This window comes from Micromonospora sp. NPDC051227 (assembly GCF_044455385.1).
In the GTDB taxonomy this organism is placed as follows: Bacteria; Actinomycetota; Actinomycetes; order Mycobacteriales; family Micromonosporaceae; genus Micromonospora.
This window is the reverse complement of record NZ_JBITET010000002.1, coordinates 207756-231698: the sequence shown is the minus strand read 5'-3', so window position 1 is coordinate 231698 and position 23943 is coordinate 207756. Positions and strand designations below refer to the sequence as shown.

The following is a 23943-nucleotide window of genomic DNA, read 5'->3' as shown; positions in this document are numbered from 1 at the left end:
GTGTCCGTGCGCCGCGCCGGACCTGTTGAACCTCGTGACACCCCAGATTGGTGGCCAGCGCGGCGAAGGAGTCGGCGTGGCAAAGACTGATTCGACGGGTTCCACATGGCGGTACCGGTGGGCGCACCGGCAGAACGTGCGGCGGGTCAGCACGTACCGCGGCGCTGAAGCGGCGTGGCGGCGACGCGACGACGAGTTACGGCGGCTGCGCGCCCTGGCCGCCGACTTCCAGGGCTCGGCGGCCGCCGGCGTCGGGCTGGCGTTGGAGCTGGCGGCCGACGAGGTGGTGCTCTGGGCACTACCCGCCGCGCAACTGGTCGAGGTGCGGCACACGACAGTGCTGCCCGCGCCGGACCTCACTGTCGCCCCGCGAACCGGGCCGCTGCGCCCGCGCCGCCCGGACGGCGTACGCGTCACCGACGCCGGCATGGCCGTGATCACCAGCCGTCGACTCGTGCTGCTCGGCGGGCGGGGCCGGCGCGACTGGGCGTACGGCCGGATAACCGGCCTGGCCCACGACCCGGCTGCGCCGGTCACCCTGATCCAGGTGCTGGACCGGCGGCATACCTCCGGGTTGTTGCTGCCCACCGACGCCGCGCCGGACTTCCGGTTCAAGCTCACGCTGGCCTTCGCCGACGCGATCGAACAGCGCGCCGCGGTGATCGCCCAACTCGACGAGCTGATCGCCGAGCACGCCCAGCTCAAGCCGTTCCGGCCGGCCGCGGCCACCCCCGGACAGGCCCGACTGTCATCGTTGGTGCCCGGTGGCCGCAGGAGCATCGCGGTGGCGGCTGCCATCGCGCTCCTGGTGCCGGCGGCGCTGATCGAGTCCGACCCGTCCGACCCGACCGGTGGCGCGGAGGTCGCCGCCGCAGCCACCCCGGCGCCCACCACCAGCGTGGCACCCGCGCTGGTCCGCCCGGCCGGCCCGGCGCTCGCGCTGAAGACCCCGCCGCCCAAGCCGACAAAGTCGCCACGCCCGTCACCCAGCGCGACCCGGGGCCCGCGCTGCGGGGCACCGGAGAACCCACTGGGGTACGGCTTCTGTGGCGGCACGCGCATCCGCAAGCCGGCCGCCGAGGTGTGCGACTGGTTCGACTGCGTACCGCAGTTCTGGGCCGGACGCGGTTACCTCGTGCAGTGCCGCGACGGTTCGGTCAGCCTGGCCGGCGGCCGGTCCAACGCCTGCGCCGAGCACCGAGGCGTGCGGCGGACCATCACGAAGTGACCGATTCGGGGCCTGAAGTCCGCTTCGCTCGGCCAGAATGATCGAGTGGAGATCCGGTCTGACGATGGCGCTCGGGTGCGGGTACGCCCCGTCGGCTACCAGCCCGGCATCGACCCGCCCGACGACCCCGACGGGGCCACGCCCGGCTGGCACGACTGGCTGCTCATCGAGGTGGACGCCCGAACCGCCGACGGTCAGACCTGGTCACACCACTACCCGAGCCTCATGGTCGAGGAGGCCCGCGCGCTCGGCGGCTGGCTGCACGGGCAGGCCACCGCCGCCCTCGGGCTGAGCGCACCACCGGCGATGGTCCGCTTCACCGAACCCAACCTGGCCCTGCGCAGCCGGGTGCTGCGCCGCCGCCGGCTGGAGCTGATCGTGGAGTTCTCCGCCGAGTCGCTGCCACCGTGGATGCGCCGCCCGTCCAGCGCGATCTACCCGCTGACCCTCACCGTCTCCGCGGACGCCCTCGCCACCGCCGCCGAACACTGGGCCGAGCACTGCGAGGCGTACCCGCCGCGTACCCAGTCGCGGTTTCCCACCCACGGCCCGCAGCCGTACCGGCGGCGAGCCGGCTGATCACCTGCAACTCTCTCCTTCCGGGCACAAGGGGACACATCGATCCCGGTCGCGTTGCCTGTCACGTACGTGAGCGGTTGTACCACGTGTGACCGTGACCTCTGTGGCCTGCGCCCCCTGGCGGATCGCCTGGGCCGAGCGCGAGAACGAGCGCCGGCAGCGCGCGTACCGCGACGCCACCGACGCCTGGCGGCACCGCGACGACCACCTGGCCCGACTCCGCATCGAAGCCGCCAGCTTCCTCGGGTGTACGCAGCCCCGCACCGGCCTGCCGGTAGAACTCGACGACGACGAACTCGTCTTCCGCGTCCTCCCCGTCGCCCAGCTCGTCGAGGCCGAGGCGCGGCACATCCCCGGGCTGCCCAGGCCGGGCGGCTTCTGTTCCTTCGCTGAGGCGTCTTCCGAGGCCGTGCCGGCGGGCCTGCGGGTCGTCGACACCGGCATGGCCGTGGTGACCAGCCGACGGGTGGCCTTCGGCGGTGTTGAACACCGGCGCGAGTGGCGGTACGACGACCTGGTCGGCCCGGCCCACCACCCCGATGTTCCGGTCACCCTGCTGCCCGATCGCAGTCGACTTTCCGGCCTCCTGGTCCCGGCGGGTGCCGTGGTGAACTTCCGCTTCTATCTCACCCTCGCGGCTGCCGACGATCGCGCTGCCGTCGTCGCGCTGGTCGACGCGCTGCTGGCCGCACACCAGGCCGCCCGGCCCGCGCCCCTTGTGTTGGTGCAACCCGACGACGCCCCGCTGACGGCGGTACGCCCCGACCGGCGGGCGCTCGGCGCTGCCGCCGTCGCGGCCGTGGTGTTCGTGACGCTCGGCCCGGGTGCTCTGGGACCTGGCGCGTGGGGCCCTCGCGGGCCGGTGCCCTCGGCGGAGATCGTCGCCCTGGACGCCCCTCGGACCGGGGTGGTCCTCGTTCCGATCGGTCCCGTCGGGCCGGTGGTGCCCAGGTCGCGGGTTGGCTCGGCCGACAGTGCCGTATGGAGCCCGCCGAATGTCCCGGTTGTCCGGCCGTCGGCTGTCTCTACAGTGGCGGAAGCCGCTGTCGTGGTGGCCCTGCCGCCGACTGCTGCGCCGTCCGTTGTTCCCTCACCGTCAGCCAGTTCGGTGCCGACGCCCTGGCCGGTCCCCACCACGAGCCCGCCCGTCTCGGCCCTGCCGACGTCGCCTGTCGTGTCGGCCTCGCCGACGTCGAGCCCGACTGTTACGGCGACGCCTACGCCGGATCCGGGGCTGCTGGCGATCTGCCTGGCCCCTCTTCAACTGCCGTTGCTGGACCCGCTGCTCTGCCCGACTCCGGCGCCCTGATCAGCGTCGTTGCGGGTTCTTCGGTGCTCGCGGCGGCTTGTTCAGTCCATGGCGCTGAAGTCGGGGACGGTCAGGCTGCCGTCCTCCGCGAGGGTGAAGCCCGGGTTCCACGCGATCTCCCAGAGGTGGCCGTCCGGGTCGGCGAAGTAGCCGGCGTAGCCGCCGTAGAAGGTCTCCCGGGCCGGCTTGGTGACCGTGGCGCCGGCCTCGGTCGCCTTGGCGATCACCTCGTCGACCTCGGCCCGGGAGTGGACGTTCTGGGCGAGGGTCATCGCGCCGGTGCCCGGCCCTTCGATGCCCGCGTCGTCGGCTAGCTTGTCACGGCCCCAGAGGACGAGAGCCAGGCCGCCGGCCTGGAAGAAGACAGTCTCCTCGACCTCCTGGCCCTGCCAGCCGAGTTGCTCGTAGAACGCCTTCGCGCGGGCTACGTCCGCAACTCCCAGGGTGATTAGGCTGATCCGCTGCTCCATGCCCTCAACCTAACGCGCAGTCTCGCGGGGGTTCGGCAGGCGGCCTCGACGTTGTTGCCGCCCGGGCGGCAAGGGCAGCTCCGAAATCATTGCCAACACGCGTTCGATGAAGTTCGGTGGGAAAGACCTAACTTATAGCATCGATGCTATGGGTTGGGGTAGCGTGGAGCTGGAACCAGACGTCCGAGACTGGCTGGAGGAACTACCAACCGCCGACTTCGCCCGAGCGGCGTTCTACATCGATCTTCTGGCTGGCCGAGGCGTGTTGCTCGGAGAGCCGCACAGCAGACAGCTCGACGGCAAGTTGCGTGAGCTGCGGTTTTATCTGGAGCGCGACGCGGTCCGCGTGACGTACTGGATAGCCTCCGACCGGAGAATCATCCTGCTCACGGTGTTCCGCAAGACGCGAATGCGGGAGGACCGGGAAGTCGAGCGGGCTCGCCGCGCGCCCGAGCGGTGCGTGGCGGAGCGGCACATCGTGAACGAGGGGGCAGAGCGATGAGTGATCGCCTGGACTGGAACGACCTGCGTGAGCGCCGGATGGCGGAGCCGGGAGCGGCCGAGACCTACGAGGCCACCCGGATCGCCTTCGAGCTTGGGCAGGAGGTGCGCCACCTGCGCGAAGGGCACGGCTGGAGTCAGAGCCAGTTGGCCCGTGCCGCTGGCATGACTCAATCCGCGGTTGCCCGGTTCGAAGCGGGCGGGACCGTGCCGACCTTGCCGGTCCTGGAAAGGCTAGCCCGAGCGTTGGACAGACGACTGGACGTCAGGTTCACGCCGAACGCGGACGCAGCCTGACTGCCTCCGACGCCATCGCGATCAACGGCAGACGTGTTCGCGTAGCGGCAGCTGACGGCTGTTGATCTAGGATTCCAGGTCATGCGGGAGTTATTCACGGTCGGCGGTCGGAGTCTTTCGTATCTCGATTTTGGCGGTCCGGGAAACCCGCTCCTGGCTCTGCACGGGCACTACAACGAAGCGTCGGCATTCGCGCCGCTGGCTGAGGCGTTAGCACCGCAATGGCGGGTAGTCGCGCTCGACCAGCGTGGGCATGGAGAGTCCGACCGTGCCGAAAGCTATGAGCGGGACGACTACGTTGCCGACGTCGCCGCGCTCCACCAGCATCTGAGGATCGGCCCCGCCGTGGTGCTGGGTCACTCGCTGGGCGGGGTGAACGCCTACCAGTACGCCAGCCGGCACGCCGATCGGGTCACCGCGCTGATCGTCGAGGACATCGGCGCGATCGTGGACTGCGACTGGTCGTTCACCACCAGCCTTCCTCGCCGCGCGCCATCCCGTGAGGCACTCGCCTCGGCCCTGGGCGGGGCGGCGCCCTATCTGGAGTGCTCCTTCCGCCAGTCGAAGGGTGGCTGGGGCTTCTCGTTCGACATCATCGACACTGTGGCGTCCCAGAAAGCGCTCAACGGCGACCACTGGAAGGACTGGGAAGCGGTGACCTGCCCTACCCTTCTGATCTGCGGAACACGCAGTGACGAGCTGGCGGCCAACCACGCTCGCGAGATGATCGCCCGTCGCCCCGGTCATGCCCGGCTTGTCGAGGCTGCCAGCCGGCCACGTTGTGCACCACGATGCCCAAGCGCAGTTCGCCGCTGCGGTCGGTGCCTTCCTGTCCGAGCTTGACTGAGCCAGGGAAGTTTCAGCCCTGCCCTCGTGTGGCGAGACGGTCGGGCTCGCGAGGAGCATTAAGCGGCGATTGTTCGGGCGGTGGCGTACACGTCGGCGGGTAGAGTGTGGTGGAGCTGCCACAGGACGCGCATGGGTCGGTCGCCGGTGTGCGAGTCGTAGGTCATGGTGCCGGCGTAGAGGTACGGCGGCGCGCCCAGGTCGCGGTCGGCGATGCGGGTTTCCCGAACGAAAAGGTGCACGGTTGAGCCGCCCGACCTGTAGCGCAGCCCGGTCGCCGACGCCGCCGAAGTGGTGCTCTGCGACTCCCACTGAAACAGGGTGTCGGTGATGGCCTGGTCGGCGTACATGGTGGTGGGGGAGTAGTGCGCCTCCGACTTGACCAGGGTTACGAACAACAGGTCGGCCTGGGCTTCGGGCAGCCACTTCACCCCCTCGCGCAACGACCCCGGGTTGGTCATCCCGAAGGCGGCGCATGCCTCGTTGCGGCTGTACCGGGCGTGCACCCGCAGCGGCATCGCACCCGCGGCGACGGTCGGCGTCACTCGGTGGATGCGATCCCGCAACACCTCGGCGACCTGCCGCAACTCGGCGCAGCGCGCCGGCTCCTTCCAGAGACGTGCCAGCCGTTCGTCGCGCATCGATAGCGGGGCGTTCGGTCCTCAGAGGCTGAAGTGCAGCATGTCCAGAGCAGCCGACTGCTGCCCGCGTACACCTGCTGGCCTGGCGCGTGGCGGTCCGGCCGCGACCCTCGTCAGCAACTCCAGCCGGTCGACGTCGTCGGTGTGCAGCATGCGACCGGTGGCCCGGCCCAACTCCGGTCGTAGCCAGCTAGGGGCTTGGGGGGTGCTGTTCCACGATGGAGCCAAGAATGCTGCCGTCAGATCTATGACACGTGCGCCCTGCCCCGCTGCAGAAGTCCGTTCCGTTGTTCGCCGCCGACCACCCCGCCTAGTGCTGGGTTTCCTCGACCCGCGCCGTGACCTGGGGCGGAGCCGGAGCGGCGCAAGTGGTTGCCCTTACGCAACATCATCGTCGTAGGTTATTGACAGCGCAAAGAGGCGAAGTGGGATCGGCTGAACGGTTGATTACTCGGGGTCCCACTGTGGGGGCCTCTGCCGGTAGTGTCCCCGACACACCTTGCTGGGAGGTCAGGGCGATGCTTGGTGCGCTAGCTCCACCGGCGCGGTCGTAGCGGAACGATTAAGAATTTGCATGAACTCCCTGGCTGCCCGACTTCGCATTGGAAGGCGCGCCCTTTGTTCGGAACGCCCGCTACATCCAACGCCGCCGGCCGACTCCGGCATGCGGGCGATGTAGGCCATGGTAGATCACATTTGGTCGGGCGCATCGTCCGCGACATTCAAGGCTACCGGGGTTTCGCGTGGTGTGAGGCGATCGAAAGTGGACAGGCCCACCTCCGCTACGTCGACCTACCGGGGGTTCGAGAGGAGGTTCGGAAAGTACCTGTCGGCCGAGTCCGCTTAGCAAAGCTTGACCGCGGCGCGCGTGTGTGGGTCAGGAGCACGACATACGGCTGGATGGCAGGCGAGGTAGCCGGCCATTTGAGCCACGGTCGCTACCTAGTGCGGCTACCGGCCGTCTCCGGGGACATCGCCCTGGAAGAGCGGCACCTGTTGGTGCGGTGGAACCGGCCACTGGCCGACCCGGTTGGTGCCGTGGCGCACGGGTTCTGTGACTCACCCGAGTACTACGAGGCGCGTTACCGCTTCCTTGACCAGTTGGTCCACCAGCGTGGTGTCGCCCGAGGCTTCACCGCTGCGTTGTCGGCGCCTATCGCGCTTTACCAGCACCAACTCGACACCGCCGCCAGAGTGCTGGCAGACCCGGTGCGACGTTATCTTCTGGCAGACGAAGTCGGGCTCGGCAAATCCATAGAAGCTGGCCTCGTCATCCGCCAGATGTTCCTCGATGACCCCGAGGCAACCGTACTCGTTTCCGCGCCAGCCGAACTGACGAGTCAATGGGAAGAGGAACTGAACGATCGGTTCCTCCTCGGCGAGGAGATCGACGAGGGAAGGCTGCAGTTGGCCTCCCACGAGCAACTAGCGGACGACCCATCATTGGGTCAGTTGGCCCTTGTTGTGGTGGATGAGGCGCACCGAATGGTTGATTTTCTCGACCGGACGCCCGCGCTCCGGCAGAACCTGTTGCAGACCAAGGCCCTCCTGCTGCTGTCGGCAACGCCGATGCGCAGAAATTATGCAACCTTCCTCGACCTACTTAACCTCGTTGATCCCGTCGCCTTTCCGAGCAACGACATAGAGGGGTTCCGAGAGCGAGTAGCACAACGCGAGAGAGAGGCCACGGGGCTTCAGTTACTTTCCTCGCCCCGCACTGCCAGACGCCATCGTCTCAGCGTTCTGAACAATCTGGAACTGCTGCACGGAACGGACCCGACAGTTCGCCGCCTCGTGCAGGAATGCCGATCGGAGGAGGACGGGGCATCCCCCCTCTGGTCCGACCTAGTCAACTACGTAAGGGAGACGTACCGCGTCAGCAGGCGGCTGATCCGGCATCGCCGGAATACGCCGGCCACTGAAGAGTACCCAGTGGCCGGCCGGCGCACGGTCTTCGTCCGGCTTGATGACCCAGCCCGCCCAATAGTGGATACGTTTTTAGAGCGCTACCAGGAACATCTGGGCGGCGGAGATAGTCGAAGCCTGTACGCGAGGGCGGTCCTCAACGGACTGGGCGGACCGCGCGTACTTCTACGCCACCTGCAGTTGCGGCTCGCGGCATCGGCCGGGAGTCACGATTTTGTACCCCCGCACGACCGGCCACTGCTGAAGGCAGCCGTAGCTCGTCTCCAACTGTTGAATACCAGCGTGCGCCTGCGTTCCAGCCTCGAGGTGGTACAAGATCGGCTCGACCAGGACCTGAAGGTTGTGGTCGTCGGGACCGCGCCCGACACTGCTCGGGAGTTCTATGAGCACGCCACCGTTCGCTGGCCAGGACGGGTCGGGAGGCACTTCGGTGGTGCGGGCCAGAGTGACCACGAAGAGGTCGTCTGGGACTTCTTGTCAGCGCCAGGCGGCCAGGTTCTAATAGGAGACCAGTCACTCGAAGAGGGCCGGAACCTGCAGGATGCCCACGTCCTCGTGAACTTGGACTTGCCGCTCGATCCGAACCGATTGGAGCAGAGAATCGGGCGGCTGGATCGATACAGTCAGCGACCAGGTGCTGCGGAGATCGTCGTCTTCGCTGAACCGGACAGCGGCTGGGTCAGCTCACACCTCCGACTGCTGACCGACGGTATCGGAATCTTCGCGCAGTCCGCCGCCACGCTGCATCACAGGTTGGCCGAACTTCTAGATGAGCTGAGCCAACGGTTGCAACATTCAGGCAGACACGCGTTCGAGTTCGACCTCGACGAACTGCGGGCCAACCTTGAGGAGGAGCGCGAGGAGGTCGACCTTCTCGAGGAGGTCGAGGCCGGCGCCCTTACATCGCACTTCGACCAGGCGGCTGTGGTTGAACTGCGCGAAGCGGAACACAATGTCACCGCGTTGCGTGAGGCATTCTCACGACTTGTCGGGAGGCGAGGAGGCGTCGGGATCCGTTCCTGTGAAGACCCGGACAAGGGCCTGCTGCACTTCAGCCCGGAGATCCACGGACTTCCCGCCGATGCGGTAGAGCAACTGCGTCCCCTACTCAAACGACCCCGCGCGTACGGACGCGACGCTTCCATCGCTCGAAGAGGGGTTGCTCCTCTACGCCTCGGGGATCCCCTCGTCGACTGGCTCGCCGGATACCTGCAGAGAGACGAGAGGGGACGGGCACACGCTTTCGTTCGCCCCTGCTCGGCGGTTGAAGTACCGACTCTCTGGCTGCATTGCGACTTCCTGGTGGAATTCGACGCCTCGCACGCGCAGGTCACCAGCGAAGCCGAGCGCCGGCGTTTGCAGCGTCGAGCTGACGCGCTTCTGCCGCCAGCCATCGTTCGCAACTGGACGAGCGCCTCCGGGTCGGCCCCAGCAAGCCTCGTGCGGGATGTACTGGGCCTACCGTTTGCCCCGGGATCCGACCAGGTGTTGAGGGGCGAACTGTGGGAGCAGGTATTGTCCGCTCTTCCCGACTGGCAGCAACTCTGCCAGATGGCCGGGGAGGCAGCCCAGGACCTCCTGCGGACGTCGCCAGCGTTGGCGAGTGCACCGGCGGCCGCGGCAGAGCGGGCACAGGCGGAGGTAGGGGCGCGGCTCTCTGTGCTGCGTGCCAGATCGAAGCGGCTGGGGTCAGCCGCTGAACGTCTGAGCGCACAACTGGACCTCAATCGCGAGGAGGCAATCGGTCAGGCGCTTGTGCGGGGCGTCAGCACACCCACTGTCCAAATGACCGCATGCGGCGGCATCGTCCTCTGGCCGGCCTCATGACAGAGCACGGGCCATCACTCGATCCTGAAGAGCCGCTTCGCCAGCTCCTGGTCGCCCCCTCCATGGGCGCACCGGTGTTCGAGGACGATCTCTATGCCCGGGTAGCGCAACTTGTCCGCGAGCCCAAGGGCGGTGACCTCGACCTCGCCGTACTCGTCCGGCATCTCCTGCGGCGGTGGTCGCTGGTAGCCAAACGGAACGTGCGAGTTCCCGTCTCCCCACAGATCTCCGCCCGGCTGCGCCGATTTGCTGAGGTCGTGAACCTGCGAGAGGCTTGGGGTGGCATCTGGTTCGCGCCCGCCTGGCAGCCCAAGTGGCTCGATCTGCGGGGCGATGCGCCAGACGCGGCGGCTGCGGCTGGCACGGAATTGGCGCAGCGCTTTCACCAAGACAACCTGCCCGCCGACCCGTTCTTCGAGCGCATTACGGGGCACGTTCGCTACCGCACCGCCGGCCAACGTGCCGCCTGCCGGTCCGTAGTGTCGATTCCAGACGGCAGCAGCATTATCGCCATGCTGCCCACCGGCTCCGGCAAGACAGAGGTAGCACTCTGCTTGGCAGAGCGGTACCCGGACGCGGTAACCCTCATCGTCGTGCCGACTGTGGCACTGGCCTACGACTTCGAGCGTCGGTTTCGAGACCATTACGCGCGGAGGCACCCGCGAGCGGACAAGACGGCCCTGCACTTCGCCTGGACCGCTAGCACGGAGGAGGATCTGCGGGAACGACTGCGCCGTCGGGTCATTGACGGAACACAACCAATCCTTGTCACCTCGCCGGAGTCGGTCAGCCGGGCACTGCGCTCACTGCTGATGGAGGCTGCGTCGAGCGGTCGCCTCGGGGGCTTTGTCGTTGACGAGGCCCATCTGGTCACTCAGTGGGGGCGAGACTTCCGCCCAGACTTCCGGACGCTTGCCAACTTTAGGGATGATCTCGTCAAGCGGGCCAGGCAAGCAGGACATCCCAGCCCGACGACCCTGCTACTCAGCGCAACTTTGGGGTCACACGAACTGCAGGATCTGCGGGACCTTTTCGGATCCGGGGATTCGTCCACCTTGATCGCGGCCAACTCCCTTCGGGCCGAGCCCGATATGTGGATCAGCGACGCGGAGGACGATCAGCAGCGTATGGGGTGGGTGCTTGAGGCCTTGGCGCACCTGCCGCGACCCGCCCTGCTCTATGTCACCTCGCCGGAAATCGCCCAGCGCTGGCTGACTCGCCTTCGTGAAGCAGGGTATCGGCGGGTTGCGATGGTGACGGGGGAGACGAACTCTGACGATCGTGCCCAAGTCCTGGCCGACCTGCGTACCACCGACGGCCACTCGAGCAGGATTGACCTGGTCGTCGCCACGTCGGCCTTCGGGCTCGGCATCGACTACGGACACATTCGGACCGTCGTGCATGGGTGCCTGCCCGAGACGGTGGACCGGTGGTACCAGGAGTTGGGACGGGGCGGACGCGACGGGGATGCCTCGGTTGCGCTCCTGGTAACCGCCCCGCAGGACCGTCGAGAGGCCTCGAGTCTGGGGATCACGGTGCTGAATGCTGATACGGCCCAGGAACGATGGTCGGACCTCTGGCACCACCGTCAAGAGTTGCGTGGGAGGTCCTTCCTCGATCTGGAAGGCAGTCGCGGCGTCGGCCGGGGATCGTACAACCGCCGCTGGAACGCTCAACTCGTTCAAGGCCTCGTCGAGTTGGACGGGCTTCGCCGTTTCCAGGTCGACGCTGAGGACCTGACCGAGTTGGTCGGGGACGGCGACCACCAGGCTGATTGGGCGACAGTGGAATTGACTCGTGGCGACCTCTTCACCCCTGGGTTCTGGTTGCAAAAGTGGACGCCATGGCAGAAGAGGGAAGCAGGGCGTTCCACCCAAGCTCTGGAGCTCATGGAGTCGGTCGCCAAACGAGACGTCCGGGCCTGCGAGGCGATAGCGCAGTCGTATCGTCCGGACGACGATGTCTATGCTCTGTTCGGCCAGGCAGCCCACTTCGTCGAGCCTGCCTGGCCGTGTGGGCGTTGCCCAGGTTGCCGAGCCGACGGGGAGACCAGGGCGGACGAACGGCCGCCGTGGCCGCCCCAGGCCTGGCCGCTCCCAGGTGACACGACCGCTGACCTCGACGACCTCGCGGACGCGGCGGGCGCCCGGGATGGCCTCATCCTCCTTTTAACGAACGACCATGAGCGAGTCGCTCCCCAGCTCGCTCGCGCACTGGTCCGGCGAGGCGTGCGGCACATCGCCGGGACTGTCGGAAGTCCTGTAGAGGATCCTGACTGGCTGTTTGTCGACCCGTCGCCTGTCGCCCCGAGCGACTTGACGCCCTGCTCTTCCTTTGTGGTCTGGCCGGCGGGACACCGCATCCCGAGATCCTGGCTGAGCCCGCGAGCCCGATCGTCTCGGCGGCTTGCCGCTCCTCAGGCGTTCGATGTGCTGCTGTTGCCGGCAGGGGCAACCATTGGAGGTCATGAGGTGGGCCGGGATCTCGCGGGGCTCGATGCCGACAGCGCTCTGCACATCTTGGGGAGTTAATCGTGGACTACCTGAAACAGCATAACCTCGCCAGCGTCCCCGCCCTGCTGGTGATCAGCCGGTATCTGGCGACGCAGCCCGACGGTGCGGAAGAGACCGAACTCCAAAGGATGCTGCAACCAGAGGCCATAACCGAGAGGCGCGGCCGCTCATCTCCTGGCGCCGATGCATCCAACGTCCTCACCTCATCGTTGAGCGTCGGCGAGGACCTGGCACTGTTCGACAGCGAACGCAGCGGACATGGACGACGCCGCTGGAGGCTCAGAGACAGCATCCGGGATGATGTTGGGCAACTCCCAACCGCAGACTCCCGCGGTTTCCGGAGTCTGGTTCTTCGACTGCTCAGCGCGCGCGCCCTAGACGAGATCAGGGCTAAGAAAACGCCCTCCGACGTCGCGCTCGCCCTGACCTGGGTACTGCTACGGGATCCGCTGAACCCACTTTCGACCAACTGGGACAAGGGGCCGGAAGATGCGTTTGAGAACGCCGGCATGCGTACGGCTGTCAAAAATGCTGAGCAGTGGCGAGCCTTTCAGCGGTGGGCCCGGTCCCTCGGGATCGCGACGGTCGCACAGGTCAGCGGACAGGAGACCTGTCTCCTGGTGGACCCCACCAGGGCACTGCTTGACATACTCGACAGACTTCCTGAGCAGGAGCGCGCCGAGCAGTGGTTCCGGCAACTACTTGAGATTCTGCCGGTTCTCGGCCATCCGGCCCTCGTGTCGGCCCTGCCCGAAGGCACTGCGAGACCTCAGGGAATACCGGCATCGCTTGCGCTCGCCGCGCAAAAGTTGAAGCGCCGAGGAGTGCTCGACCTCGCCCCGTCCGCCGACGCGAGCGCCGCAGCCGTCCTGAAAATCGGTAGCCAGAGTTGGCGCATCGGCGAGGTACGTATTGCGGAGGTGGCTGAATGACGAGCACGATGAAGCGTTTCCGGTGCTGGACAAATGGCGACGTGCGCCAGACAGTTTATTCCGACATCGGAGCGCTGCCCAGCGACGCAGATGCCGTCTTCCTCGCCGCGCATACGCCCATGGTTGTGTCACATCCAAAGGGCGAGCAACTTCCGGGCGATAGTTCCGACGAACGCCAGGTCCTGCGGGCCCTGCAGGCGGCCATCGGCGATCCTGACCGGAACACGCTGATCGCGGTCACCGGTGAATCGGGAGCGGGTAAGAGTCACGTCGTCCGCTGGGTGAATGCAAATCTTGACCCGGACCCTCGTTACCACGTGCTCTACGTGCCACGCGCAGTGCAGACCATTCGCGAACTGCTGCGGCGTATCGTCAATGGTCTTCCCGGCGGCGGCGGACAGGACTTGATGAAGCGCGTCGACGCGGCCGTTGGGAAGACGACGCCGGCAGAACTGCAGGACCGCCTGCTGGAGGAGATGCGGCTCGCTCTTACCTGGACACTCGAGCTACAAGCAGTTCATAAGGACGAGGACCCGGAGAAACGGAGCGCTCGGGAGGAGCGCAACAACCTCCTGGGAGAGCCAGACGAGAACGGGAAACGCCGTGACGGCCTAGCCGACCTTCTGGTCCTGCCGCAGGTGAACCGGATCCTCCTCAGGCCAGGTGGACTACTCCACAACGTCGTGCAGTCGATCTTCGCGCAGACCTCTCGGCGGGATGAGCAGCAGGAGCGGTTCGAGGATGCGGATCTACCGCTGCGCGCGCCGGGTGTGCGCAGAGAGTTGGCTGGAAACGGGAACCTTCGTGTCCTGTGGGACCAGATCACGCTGGATCCCGAACCGGCGTTGCGGTTGCTGGATGAGGCGCTGCGCAAGGCGCTACCCAGGACCATCGGTCTGCACGACCACACTGGTGAGACCCTGAACCTGCTGTTTCAGCGTTCGCGGCAAGCGCTCCGGAAGCAGGGACGCGAACTGGTCCTCCTCTTTGAGGACCTCGCCCAATTCGGTCTGGTCGATGGTGAACTGTACGACCAGTTTGTCATTCAACCCGGATCCGACATGGCTCCGCTGCGTGTCCTCTTCGCGGTGACCGAGCACCGCTACGCAGATTTCCCAGAGACGGTACAGACGCGCATCACGCACCAGTTCAAGGTCGACACCTTCCCCCTCGAGGATCGTGACGCCTTCGTGGCCCGCTATCTGAACCTGGTCCGCCTCGGGCGTAAGAATGTCGAAGCCGATTGGTCTGCAGTGCGTAGCACAGGAGGGAGGGACTGGCTCCGCAACGCCTGTGATACCCGCGAGGAGGGCTTGCCGTGCCGCTTCCGCAGTGAGTGCCACACGGGCTTCGGGACCACGGATATTCCTGGACTGGGCAAGGTCGGGCTCTACCCGTACAACAGCATTGCACTGCGGCGGTCTCTTGAGGCCCGGGGGCCAGATGCGACGCCAAGGCAGATCCTGGACGTGTGCGTCTCAGAGACACTCGTTGAGGCTGAACCCCACATCGCCCGCGGCACGTATCCGCACGAGCACGTGCGCGAGCGTTTCGACTTCAAGGTTCAATATGGGAAGGACACCCTGCTCGGCGGCCGAATCGGTGATGAAGCGGAACGGCTGTACCGAACCCTCGTCATCTGGGGCGACGAGGACCCTCTGCTGCCTGCCGTTGTCGAGGCCTTCGGGCTAGACAACGGCGGGCCACGCAAGCCAGGGGCATCGCCCATCGTCTCGCCCAAGCGGCGAGAGGAGCCGACGCAGGTGCAGCCGAGTCCCCTCTCGGACCTCTTCCAGTGGCAGAACGACGAGCGCCTCCCCGACCGTCAAGTGAACCTCTATCGGGACATTCTCTATCGTCTCGTCTTCTCACGCCTCGATTTGGACCAGGATCTGTTCCACATCGCGAACGACCAGGGCGCCCTCATCATCAACAGCCTTTTTAACCGGCAGTCTTTCGACTTTGGCTCCGACGCGCGTGGCCGATCCGCAGGTGCCGGCAAACTTCGCTTCGAACTACGTCGCAGAGCGGAGGATATCCGGGTTTTGATAGCAGGACGATGGTTTGCGGAGCATGGCCATTGGCTCCCCGAGAGAGGCAAATGGCTGTGGCCACAGGGATACGACCCGGTGGATATGATGCTCAGCCTCGAAGAGCGGCTGGATCACTGGGCTGAGCTCGTCCGTACGGCGTTCCGGAGGCGCGTCGGTGGGCGGGACCTTGCCTCCGCGGCGGTCGGCACCCGAGCGGTCGCCCTACTCGCCGCCGGGGCCGCGCCAGGCCAACTCAACCACGTCGGCGCTGTGTTGAACGAGACTGCCGAGGCGGTCATGCGGAGTACGCCGGGCTGGGCAAATGCCGACAGCACGGCACGTGAGGTGCTACGACGCATACCTGCCACTGACCTTGTCGGACAACTCGCGGCGGTACGGCAGGGACACACGGGCAAACCGCAACTTATCGATGCCGCCGAGCTTGAGGCGGGGCTTCAACAAGTGCTTTGCTCGCCGGCGGCGCACCTTAAAACGGTGGTGGCGCGGTATGCCGATGCTGAGCCGGTCGTCGCAAAGGCGGCGCGGGATCTGCTGCCTGCGATCGAGGCGGCAGCCGAGAATTTCTTAGCCGAAGTGGCGGCGGCGGTGGAAGTGCTCGCCACCGGCCTTGAAGGGCAGACGCCGGCATCCGTCGCCCGCGCCGCCGAAGAGGTGGGAAGGCGGGCCCTTGCCAGTGGACTGTTCAGCCCTCGTGACGGCTGGCAGGCTTTCACCACTGCCCTTGAGCGGTTAAAGGTCCTGCCAGCTGACCTGCCGCTCGACTGGCAGCCAGACCTTGGAGAGTCAGCCGCGCAGGAGGCACTGCACATCCAGCACTGGGCGCGAAAGGCGGTCGTGGGTGCGCAGGCCCTCGAGGTGGTCCGGCGAACAATGGCAGCGACCCGCCTGGAGTGCACCCGTAGCGGGGGGCAGGCCGGCGATCTGGATCGTCTGTCCGCGACAGTGCGCCGAAAGCTCGGTCAGCTTGAGGCGCGACTCCAAGAGTTGAGTACCGCGGAGGCGAAGGATGGCTGACGGCACGACGTGGATCAGAGAGGCCCGCGAAGCGGTCGACCAGGCCAGCGACGCGGTACGGCTGCAGGCGAACCTTGACGCTTTTGACCAGTTCGACGAGCAACTCGACGATGCCCTTCGGGACCTCACGGCATTGGCGCAGGCTGCTGCCTTCGGCCGTGGCGATTGGTGGACTGGTGTAAATTCCATACCGGGACTTCGGACTCAGTTGCGGTCGGCACAACACGAGCCGAGCACACGGCAGTTGGGGTCGGTCGTACGCCTGCTCACGTTACTGAGAAGCCAGGTGCGGGAGGCCGTGCAGGGCGGGTGGAGGAGTTATGTAGCTTCCCAAGCCGGCAATGCTCACGAATTGCGAGACCTAGCGAAGGCGCTTGCCGGCGTCGAGGGCCTTGAGGACGTGGCGCCCAAACTGGAGGGTGCCCTCGGTCACCTGGCGCGGCTGGAACGAAAGCCGCCTGACGCGGACTCGATGCGGGTGCTTGCGGAGGTCACCGAACTCCTGGCACTTCTGGAGCACCGACTTCCTCCGGCGGTGAAGGGGTTTGTTTCTGCGGCGACACGAGGCGGCGCCGCACTCGACCTGCTCGACGAGGACGTGCGGAATTGGCTTGTCGACAACAACGCCCTTCACAACTTCCGGGTAGTGCCGGGGCGGCCTCAGGACGGCGAACGTGGGTGAACCGGCGCTCGAAGCGCTCACGACCATCGAACTCCGTGAGGCGGAACTGCTCGCGTGGGGAGCGGTTGGCGCCGAGTGGACCGAGGACGAACTCCTGTCGCTGTTGGCGGACCATGGCGAACCGACGGCTCTGCTCCGCGAACTCGTCGACGCCGCGCTCATCGTCCGCTCCCCGACCAGCGGCTACCGGTCCCGTAGCGCCGAGACGGTGCGTCTGCTTGCCACGATGCGTCAGGCGTTCCCGGGGAGACGAGTTACCGACGGACGGCCACTGGTGCTGGACCATCGGTTTCTCCATCGGCCGCGGAGGCGCCCCAAGCGGGACGTAGCCGCTGGTCAGGTGCTCGCGGAGATCCGCGGGTCCCTGGGGCCGGCAGGCGTCGCCGCGGCAAGGCGGCTCATTCCCAAGACGTTGTCCGGATTCCAGCAGCGGAGCAACTTGGCTGTGCTGGAGGCGCTAAGCAGCGGTCAGCAGGCGGGAGCGATGATCACCGCTGGGACCGGCAGTGGGAAGTCGTTGGCCTTTTACCTGCCATTGATCAGTTGGTTGGTGGACCAGGCGTCGACGAGGCGGAGCGGGTCAAGAGGTGGCACGTTCGCTCTGGCCCTGTATCCCCGTAACGAACTGCTCAAGGACCAGCTGCGAACGCTAGTCAGGTACGCGAAGCGCCTCGGCGAAACCCACGGTTCGCGGGGTGTGGGGTTGAGCGTCGCCACGTGGTTTGGTCCCACCCCTGCCTCCGCCTACCACGTTCAGAAGGGCTGGGCTGAGGGCTGGGAGAAGCGCGGAGGGGGCTACGTTTGTCCGTACCTGCGGTGTCTCGAATGCGACGCGGAGCTGGTATGGCCCGAGGCTGAATGCCGTGCTGGCGACGAGCGGCTGGTGTGCTCTTCCTCCTCTTGCAAGGCGGAGGTGGAGGGGAAGTACCTGAGGCTGACCCGCGACCGCGCACGGCAGCAGCCGGCCGATCTCATGCTCAGCACGACAGAGTCGCTCAACCGGCAACTCGCCGCCCCCGGCAACCTCGGCGCGTTCGGCATCCAGCCGGCCACCCTAGCCGCCGTTCTGTTGGACGAGGTGCACACGTATGAGGGCACCGCCGGAGCGCAGAACGCCTTCCTGTTCCGTAGGCTCAAGCATCGGCTGGGCCGTACTCCGGTATGGGTCGGCCTGTCGGCGACGCTGCGTAACGCGGGTGACTTCTTCTCCCGGCTCGTGGATCTGCCGCCCAGTGCGGTCACGGTCGTCGAGCCAGGCGTCGGCGAGTTGGAGGAGTCAGGGGCTGAGTACCTCCTGGCGCTTCGCCACGACCCGCATTCCGGGACCGGTACGCTCTCCACCACCATCCAGGCCTGCATGGCGCTCGCCCGCTGCCTCGACTCCACCGCGGATGACCCGTTCAACCCACCGCCCTCGTCCGGCGGCGCCTTCGGCAGTCGGCTGTTCGCCTTTACCGACAAGCTTGACAGCACCAACCGGCTCTACTGGGACCTTCTGAACGCCGAAGGCTGGCAGTGGCCCGGGAAACTCCTTAAACGCCGCCCGCAGACCCTCGCTCACCTGCGTGGGGCGAAGCAGGGACGGTTGGCGGCGGAGCGCCGGGAGGCCACCGGTGACCGCGACCCCGACGGGCAGTGGTGGTGGCTGCCAGACCACCTGGGGCACGGCGTCGAGGCGGACCGACCCTTGCGGGTTGGCCGCACCAGCTCGCAGGATCGGGGAGTCGCCACAACAGCCCAGGTAATCGTCGCGACCGCAACCCTCGAGGTCGGGTTCGACGACGACCGCGTGGGTGCGGTCCTGCAACATAAGGCACCGCACGACGCCGCGCAGTTCCTGCAGCGCAAGGGCCGTGCGGGACGAGTCCCGTCGATGCGGCCGTGGACAGCGGTAGTCCTTAGCGACTGGGGCCGGGACCGCCAGGCGTGGGACGCCTACGATGCCCTGTTCGATCCGGACCTGCCGCCGCGAAACCTCCCCATCGAGAACTTCTACATACTGCGGATCCAGGCGGTCTACGCTCTCTTCGACTGGCTGTCCATTGAGTTGGGCTACTCCGGCAATGAATCCACCTGGGAATATCTGGCAGGTCCCGCCTCGGCGCTGTTTCGCGAGAATCCCAAGAAGCAGTCTGAGGCGCGCAGCCGGCAGGCTGCTCTGACCGCCCTGCTCGATCGGCTGTTGCGGCCCGGCCCGGAACGAGGGCGGCTCCGGCGTCACCTGAGGGACGCGCTCGCCGTTGGCAAGGGTGAGTGGGCGGATTCGGTCGTCGACACCCTCCTGTGGGATGCGCCCAGGCCCCTGCTGCTAGCTGTGGTACCGACGATGCGTCGTCAACTGCGGGACCAGTGGCGTGGCGAGGAGCCGTTGGAGGACGACGCCGGACTGCGGACGCGCACCCCGCTGCGGCAGTTTGTGCCAGGCAACCTCTTCGACGACCTCTTGGTCCCTGACGTCGAGTTGCAGGTGCCCGGGCGTGGTGGCGAGGTGGAGGTCGCGCGCCTACCGGCCCTCAGAGTGCTGAGAGAATTCTGCCCGGGCAACGTGAGCAGGCACTTCGGAGTGTGGGCGACGAACAAGCGGCACTGGCTGCCGCTGCCCACTGTTGCTCCCGGCGAGCAGGAGTTGCTGGTCGACGTGGAGCGAACTTACCGTGCTGTGCTGGTGGACGTGGTCGACGATGGCGATGACCGGGTGGCCGTCTATGCGCCTATGGCAGCAGCCCTGGACTCTGTCCCGGACAGCGTCCGGGACGCGTCCAGCGTCCGCCCCGAGTGGCGGTTCGATGTGTCGGCCCTCGGCGGTGGATCCCCGGTGCGGCTGGCCCAGGGAGCCAGCCGGTTGCTCGAGGGGGTCACCGCCCACCTCCACGTCCAAGGCGGTGGGGTCCGGACCGTGCGATACGCCAGGACAGCACGCGGAACGGTCTGGGAGCCACGCCCTCGACCGGTCGCCCTGAGCTTCGGGGTTCCCGGGGACCAGGGGTTGCTGCCGGCAGCCGTGGGCGTGGACGTGCAGTGCGACGCCTTGGAGGGCAGGGTCAGAATCCCCGACGACATCCAGTCTCCGACTGCCCAGGAGAGATCACAGCGCCTACGGCACCGACTCGAGGCCGAAGCTGATCTCCCGAACGCCATGTCAGTCTTCGATCGAGACACTCTCGTCGACGTGGTACTTGTGGCGGCCACGTCGGAGCAGGTCGAGAGTGGGAAGCTGTTAGACGAGTCAGGCCTGGCGGGCGCGTTGCGGCAGGCAGCCGAGACGTTGGGGCTGACGGCGCTTGACGAGACCGGCGAGCGCGACGAAGACGACGAGCGGCGCTGGGAGAGTTGGCTGGGCGATCCCACCCTGCTCTCTGCCGTGCACGACTCGCTGCAGGAGATCTCGGGAGACGAGCGGTCGCCGGCGTGGACCGCCTGGTGGCAGAGACGGTTCGTCCTGTCGGTGGCCCAACTCGCCCTGGCTGCGCTCTCGGCGCTATGCCCCGGGGTCGACACCGACGACCTCATGGTCGACCTGTCCCCCGACGACGACACCGTGTTCTGGATCTCGGAGCCCTCGCCGGGTGGGACGGGGCACGTGGAGGCATTCCAACGGCTCCTCGCCGAGAATCCGGAGGCGTTCGCGCACGCGCTCGAGGACACGCTCACCCCGTCCGAGGCGGAGACCATGGACGAGGAACTCAGCCTGCTGGTACGAACGGAGGCAGCGGAGGTGCGGTCGGCGCTTGACGAACTCCGGACCTCTTGGCGTAACGGCCACGCTGTTGTCGCCCGGGCAACAGAGCGGGTAAACGATGTGGCACAGGCGCATGGTCTCGCCGTGCGTGGTCCGGCCCGCTCCGCGCTGAGCACCCGTCTTGCTGGGCCGGGCGCCCATCCTCGCCTGTTGGCGGAGGTCGCCTCGTGGCTGAAGCTGCGGGACCAGGCGGCCGAGCAGACTGGGATCGAGGTGAGCGCCCGAACCCTGGGGGCGCTGATGGCCGACCACTCGGACCTCGACGAGGTGCTGCATCTCGGGGCCGGGGTGACTGTACAACGGCGGGCTCGCGCGGTGTCCAACGTATTGTGGCCGTGGGGTCAGGCCGCCCAGCCGACCGTCTCCTCCAATCCCTATGCTCCCCGCCTTGGGGCATCGTTTCCCGTTGTGCGGGACCACGTGGACCTCGGACCGGTCCTGTTCGACGTCGCGCCGTGGGATGACAAGCGGCGTAAGGAACTCCAGGAACTGCTGATCGAGCAGGGTGAGGTAGAGCTGCGGGCCGGGCACGCCGATCGGGAGGTCCTGCGGTCTGCCGTCCTGGACCTGCAGACCCAACCGGTCGAAGTCGGGCCGCTCCTGTGTCATCCGGTGGTCCTGGGCGTACGGAGGACGGTCCGCTTCGTGAAAGCCCGGGTGTTGCTGCGGGAGGCGCCGTGAACAGGGTGATTCGCAAGTCCAAGGCGCAGAGCGCGGGTGAGGTACTGGACCTGCTCGGCGCGCTGTTCGCTGCGGAACTCGTCAAGCCCAGCAGGTGTCTGTGGCTGGTGTCGCCGTGGATCTCCGACGTTGAGGTCGTCGACAACCGTGGCGGTACCTACCCGGCCCTGACCCGTTACGGACGCCGGCGAATCCGGCTCGCTGAGATCCTTACTAGCTTGGCAGCCGAGGGGACGCAAGTGGTGATCGCCACGACGTCTGACGCCCACAACGACACGTTCCGCCGACGCATTGAACGGCTCACCGTCGACATGCGGGTCACCGACCAGGTCACGATCGTCGTGAACGGCACCCGCGGCCTGCACACCAAAGCCGTGACCAGCGACGACTACGCCCTGGTTGGCAGCATGAACATCACCTACAACGGCATCCTCCTCAACGAGGAGCAGGTGGAGTTGAGGCGCGAACCCACCTACGTCGCCCAGGCGCGGATGGACGCCTTCGACCGCTTCGGGGGTGTGCTGTGACGGTGCTGGAGGCGCTGCAGGTCGGCATGGGAGACCCGGCCCGCTTCAACGGGCTCCGCCAACGGGTGGAAATGCTCATAGAGGGGCAGGCGCAGGGCTGGGTCAGTGGCTCCAGCGGCTGGTTGGTGGCCCCGCTCCAGCGTCAGCCGCAGGGCTTCTACCTCCTGTCCGAGGACCGGGAGGGACAGCGTCGGGGACGTGAGGTGTTACAGGCCTTCCTCGGCCCGGCGACCGCGACCATCGAAGCAGTGCAATTCTCCCCCGGCGACGAGCAGCCCGACCGGTCTCTGCAGGCGGCGGGCCTCGTTCATCTGTCGTACGTGCGCAGGGTCAATGCCGACCCTGGGAAGTTGCTCGACCGGCTGGAAGACGCCGTCGCGACCGCCAGGGGCAGGGACGCCCGGCTAAGCTCCATCCGGCCGTCGCATGTCGACCTGCTGCGTGACTTCCGACTTGCCCTGCTGCAGCGAGACAGCCGTCTCGCTGAGCAGGCGCTGCAGGACCTGCGCCTGACTGGACAGCTCAGCGCTGAGAACCTCCGGTTCTTGCACATCGAACTGCTCGCCAAACTCGGGCGGTGGCGCGAGCTCCGCGAATTGCCGTACCTTGCCGAACTGCTGCGGGCGCGCAGGCCCCGTATGGTCAACGAAGTCCTCCTCGACATGCTGTGGTGGACAGAGGTAGCCGACCTGTGCGCGGCCGGTCTTGGCCCGCAGAACGTGTACGAGGAAGCGCAACTGGGCGCCCGCTACGGCGCTGTCCTTACTGCGGTCGACGTCCCGGCCAGCGCCGCCGGCCGTAATGTCGCCGCAGTCGACGCCCTGACCCGGAGTGACGGCGAGCGATTTCAGCGACTGCTCCACGCCGCCGACGAAGTCGAACAGGAGCGGTTGTACCGCCTGGCCGCGCTGGCGCAGACTACGCCGCAGTCGACAGAGACCGCCGACGACGACGTCCGAACGTTGTTTGAGGACAGGCAGTACGAGGCGGTCGTCCAAGCCTTTCTCGACGTTGCCGACCCCGGCTGCGCCGAGTTTGCCGTGCAGGCCGTCCTCGACATCCAGGACAGCGGCAGGGCGCCTGCCGTACTCGAGATCGTCCAGAGGCTCGTCGCAGAGGATCGGGTAAGCCTCGACCGGCGGCTGCGCCGGGACATTGACGACCTTGCCCACTTCGTAGACAGCACCTGCGACGGTTGGGTGGAGTGGGGTTTCCGGCTGAGCCGGGATGAACACTGGCCGGAAGCAGCCGAAGTACTGCGTGCGCACCACGCACAGTGGGAGGGCCTGCGAACGCTGCCGGCTTCCGCGGTGAGTGAGCTGGCAAATGGCGTGCTGGATGCCTGGACAGGCGTCAACGCAGACCAGGTCGCGATGGGGCTGGACCTCCTCTGCTTGGCCGCTGCGGAAACGGCTTCGGCGGCACAGGCGGCCGAGTTCAGCGAAACCGTGCTGGAAGTGCTGGCGGAGCAGCAAAACGTGAGCACGCCAGTACGTGAGGCGTACCTGGTTCTGCTCGACCAACTGCTGCAGGCGGCGCCCTCAGAGAGGCGCTACAGAGAGTTGCTGGTCCAGGCCGCCGGCCTTTGGCGGCGGGTGGCGTCACCGAACATGTTCGACTGGGGTCTCGGTCTCGTCGAGGTCCTGCTTAATGCTCCCGCTCCTGACTCCGGCAGCCAGGTCGCCATCGTGATGGAGGTCCTGAGCAGAGGACAGGATTTCCAAAGACGCCTAAACCTGCGACAGCGCTCGGAACTGGAGGCTCTGGCCGAAGAGGTTGCCCTGCCTATCCAGTTGGTAGAGGAGTCGACGGAGGAGTCGGACGGACTATGGCAACAGCTTGACGGCCAAGTAGTCGGGCTTTATTCACTCCTACCACGAGCCGCAGAGTCGCTTGAAAAGCGCCTGTCTCGGCTCTGCTCGCCGGGAGCGATAGAGGGGAATGCCGACACGGTGTCTACAACGGCGCTGCAGTCGCTCGCGCGTCGCGCTGACTATCTGATCGTAGATACCTGGCACGCATCCCATTCCGCCACCGGCGCCATCGATGCCATCCGGCCAAGAAATAGACAGATTCTGCCGCGGGGCCGCGGGGTCAGCGCATTCCTGCAAGCGTTGGAGCAATCGCTGTCCTTGACGGCGACTGACGGATAGTTAAGCTAGGTCACTGTGGGCCAT

General features: G+C 66.8%; 15 protein-coding genes and 1 pseudogene. 14 read left to right on the top strand and 2 right to left on the bottom strand.

Annotation, left to right across the window (positions count from 1 at the left end):
* The first annotated feature begins 76 nt into the window (after nucleotides 1-76).
* The 3 genes from ACIA47_RS05245 to ACIA47_RS05235 all read left to right on the top strand — a co-directional run bounded on the left by ACIA47_RS05245 (nucleotide 77) and on the right by ACIA47_RS05235 (nucleotide 3116).
* A complete protein-coding gene (locus tag ACIA47_RS05245; RefSeq protein ID WP_396705682.1) occupies nucleotides 77-1228 on the top strand; it encodes a hypothetical protein in 1152 nt (383 codons plus the stop codon).
* Nucleotides 1229-1273: 45 nt separating this feature from the next.
* The gene (locus ACIA47_RS05240) at nucleotides 1274-1807 is read left to right on the top strand and encodes a hypothetical protein (protein WP_396705680.1); all 534 of its coding nucleotides are present in this window, start codon (nucleotides 1274-1276) and stop codon (nucleotides 1805-1807) included.
* Nucleotides 1808-1901: 94 nt separating this feature from the next.
* Nucleotides 1902-3116 carry a hypothetical protein gene (locus tag ACIA47_RS05235; protein WP_396705678.1) on the top strand — a complete coding sequence of 405 codons (1215 nt, stop codon included), beginning with the start codon at nucleotides 1902-1904 and terminating at the stop codon, nucleotides 3114-3116.
* Between the two features lie 41 nt (nucleotides 3117-3157).
* Here the strand turns inward: ACIA47_RS05235 and ACIA47_RS05230 are convergent, their stop codons facing one another.
* On the bottom strand, nucleotides 3158-3586 hold the full coding sequence (locus tag ACIA47_RS05230) for a VOC family protein (RefSeq protein ID WP_396705676.1): 429 nt from the start codon (nucleotides 3584-3586) through the stop codon (nucleotides 3158-3160).
* A 148-nt stretch (nucleotides 3587-3734) separates the two neighbouring features.
* On the opposite strand from ACIA47_RS05230, the gene ACIA47_RS05225 reads away from it, so the two are divergent.
* From ACIA47_RS05225 to ACIA47_RS05215, 3 genes are all read left to right on the top strand, one after another.
* The gene (locus tag ACIA47_RS05225) at nucleotides 3735-4088 is read left to right on the top strand and encodes a type II toxin-antitoxin system RelE/ParE family toxin (RefSeq protein WP_396705674.1); all 354 of its coding nucleotides are present in this window, start codon (nucleotides 3735-3737) and stop codon (nucleotides 4086-4088) included.
* Nucleotides 4085-4384 carry a helix-turn-helix transcriptional regulator gene (locus ACIA47_RS05220; protein WP_355418753.1) on the top strand — a complete coding sequence of 100 codons (300 nt, stop codon included), beginning with the start codon at nucleotides 4085-4087 and terminating at the stop codon, nucleotides 4382-4384. Before ACIA47_RS05225 ends, ACIA47_RS05220 begins: the two co-directional genes overlap by 4 nt.
* 81 nt (nucleotides 4385-4465) lie before the next feature.
* The gene (locus ACIA47_RS05215) at nucleotides 4466-5227 is read left to right on the top strand and encodes an alpha/beta fold hydrolase (protein ID WP_396705672.1); all 762 of its coding nucleotides are present in this window, start codon (nucleotides 4466-4468) and stop codon (nucleotides 5225-5227) included.
* A gap of 62 nt (nucleotides 5228-5289) precedes the next feature.
* On the opposite strand, the pseudogene ACIA47_RS05210 reads toward ACIA47_RS05215, so the two are convergent.
* Nucleotides 5290-6048, bottom strand: a pseudogene (locus ACIA47_RS05210) (DUF3427 domain-containing protein); the annotation flags it as partial.
* 393 nt (nucleotides 6049-6441) lie between these two features.
* On the opposite strand from ACIA47_RS05210, the gene dpdE reads away from it, so the two are divergent.
* The 8 genes from dpdE to dpdD are packed head-to-tail and all read left to right on the top strand — an operon-like array spanning nucleotide 6442 to nucleotide 23919.
* Nucleotides 6442-9624, top strand: a complete 3183-nt coding sequence (gene dpdE / locus ACIA47_RS05205; protein ID WP_396705670.1) for a protein DpdE — start codon at nucleotides 6442-6444, stop codon at nucleotides 9622-9624.
* Complete coding sequence (dpdF, locus tag ACIA47_RS05200) at nucleotides 9621-12155, top strand: protein DpdF (RefSeq protein ID WP_396705668.1); 2535 nt, start codon at nucleotides 9621-9623, stop codon at nucleotides 12153-12155. The genes dpdE and dpdF overlap by 4 nt, the downstream gene beginning before the upstream one ends.
* Nucleotides 12156-12157: 2 nt before the next feature.
* On the top strand, nucleotides 12158-13069 hold the full coding sequence (gene dpdG / locus ACIA47_RS05195) for a protein DpdG (protein ID WP_396705666.1): 912 nt from the start codon (nucleotides 12158-12160) through the stop codon (nucleotides 13067-13069).
* Complete coding sequence (locus tag ACIA47_RS05190) at nucleotides 13066-16137, top strand: AAA family ATPase (protein WP_396705664.1); 3072 nt, start codon at nucleotides 13066-13068, stop codon at nucleotides 16135-16137. The genes dpdG and ACIA47_RS05190 overlap by 4 nt, the downstream gene beginning before the upstream one ends.
* A complete protein-coding gene (locus ACIA47_RS05185) occupies nucleotides 16130-16819 on the top strand; it encodes a hypothetical protein (protein ID WP_396705662.1) in 690 nt (229 codons plus the stop codon). The genes ACIA47_RS05190 and ACIA47_RS05185 overlap by 8 nt, the downstream gene beginning before the upstream one ends.
* Entirely contained in the window at nucleotides 16812-21239 is a 4428-nt protein-coding gene (dpdJ, locus tag ACIA47_RS05180; protein ID WP_396705660.1) for a protein DpdJ, read from the top strand. The genes ACIA47_RS05185 and dpdJ overlap by 8 nt, the downstream gene beginning before the upstream one ends.
* The gene (gene dpdK / locus ACIA47_RS05175) at nucleotides 21236-21766 is read left to right on the top strand and encodes a phospholipase D-like domain-containing protein DpdK (protein WP_396705658.1); all 531 of its coding nucleotides are present in this window, start codon (nucleotides 21236-21238) and stop codon (nucleotides 21764-21766) included. The genes dpdJ and dpdK overlap by 4 nt, the downstream gene beginning before the upstream one ends.
* Nucleotides 21763-23919, top strand: a complete 2157-nt coding sequence (gene dpdD / locus ACIA47_RS05170) for a protein DpdD (protein WP_396705656.1) — start codon at nucleotides 21763-21765, stop codon at nucleotides 23917-23919. The genes dpdK and dpdD overlap by 4 nt, the downstream gene beginning before the upstream one ends.
* The last annotated feature ends 24 nt before the right edge of the window (nucleotides 23920-23943 follow it).

Excerpts from the sequence above, each read along its gene's own strand:
- ACIA47_RS05230 (WP_396705676.1), bottom strand. The coding sequence starts at position 3,586 with ATGGAGCAGCGGATCAGCCTAATCACCCTGGGAGTTGCGGACGTAGCC.
- ACIA47_RS05225 (WP_396705674.1), top strand. The coding sequence starts at position 3,735 with ATGGGTTGGGGTAGCGTGGAGCTGGAACCAGACGTCCGAGACTGGCTG.
- ACIA47_RS05220 (WP_355418753.1), top strand. The coding sequence starts at position 4,085 with ATGAGTGATCGCCTGGACTGGAACGACCTGCGTGAGCGCCGGATGGCG.
- ACIA47_RS05215 (WP_396705672.1), top strand. The coding sequence starts at position 4,466 with ATGCGGGAGTTATTCACGGTCGGCGGTCGGAGTCTTTCGTATCTCGAT.
- dpdF (WP_396705668.1), top strand. The coding sequence starts at position 9,621 with ATGACAGAGCACGGGCCATCACTCGATCCTGAAGAGCCGCTTCGCCAG.
- ACIA47_RS05190 (WP_396705664.1), top strand. The coding sequence starts at position 13,066 with ATGACGAGCACGATGAAGCGTTTCCGGTGCTGGACAAATGGCGACGTG.
- ACIA47_RS05185 (WP_396705662.1), top strand. The coding sequence starts at position 16,130 with ATGGCTGACGGCACGACGTGGATCAGAGAGGCCCGCGAAGCGGTCGAC.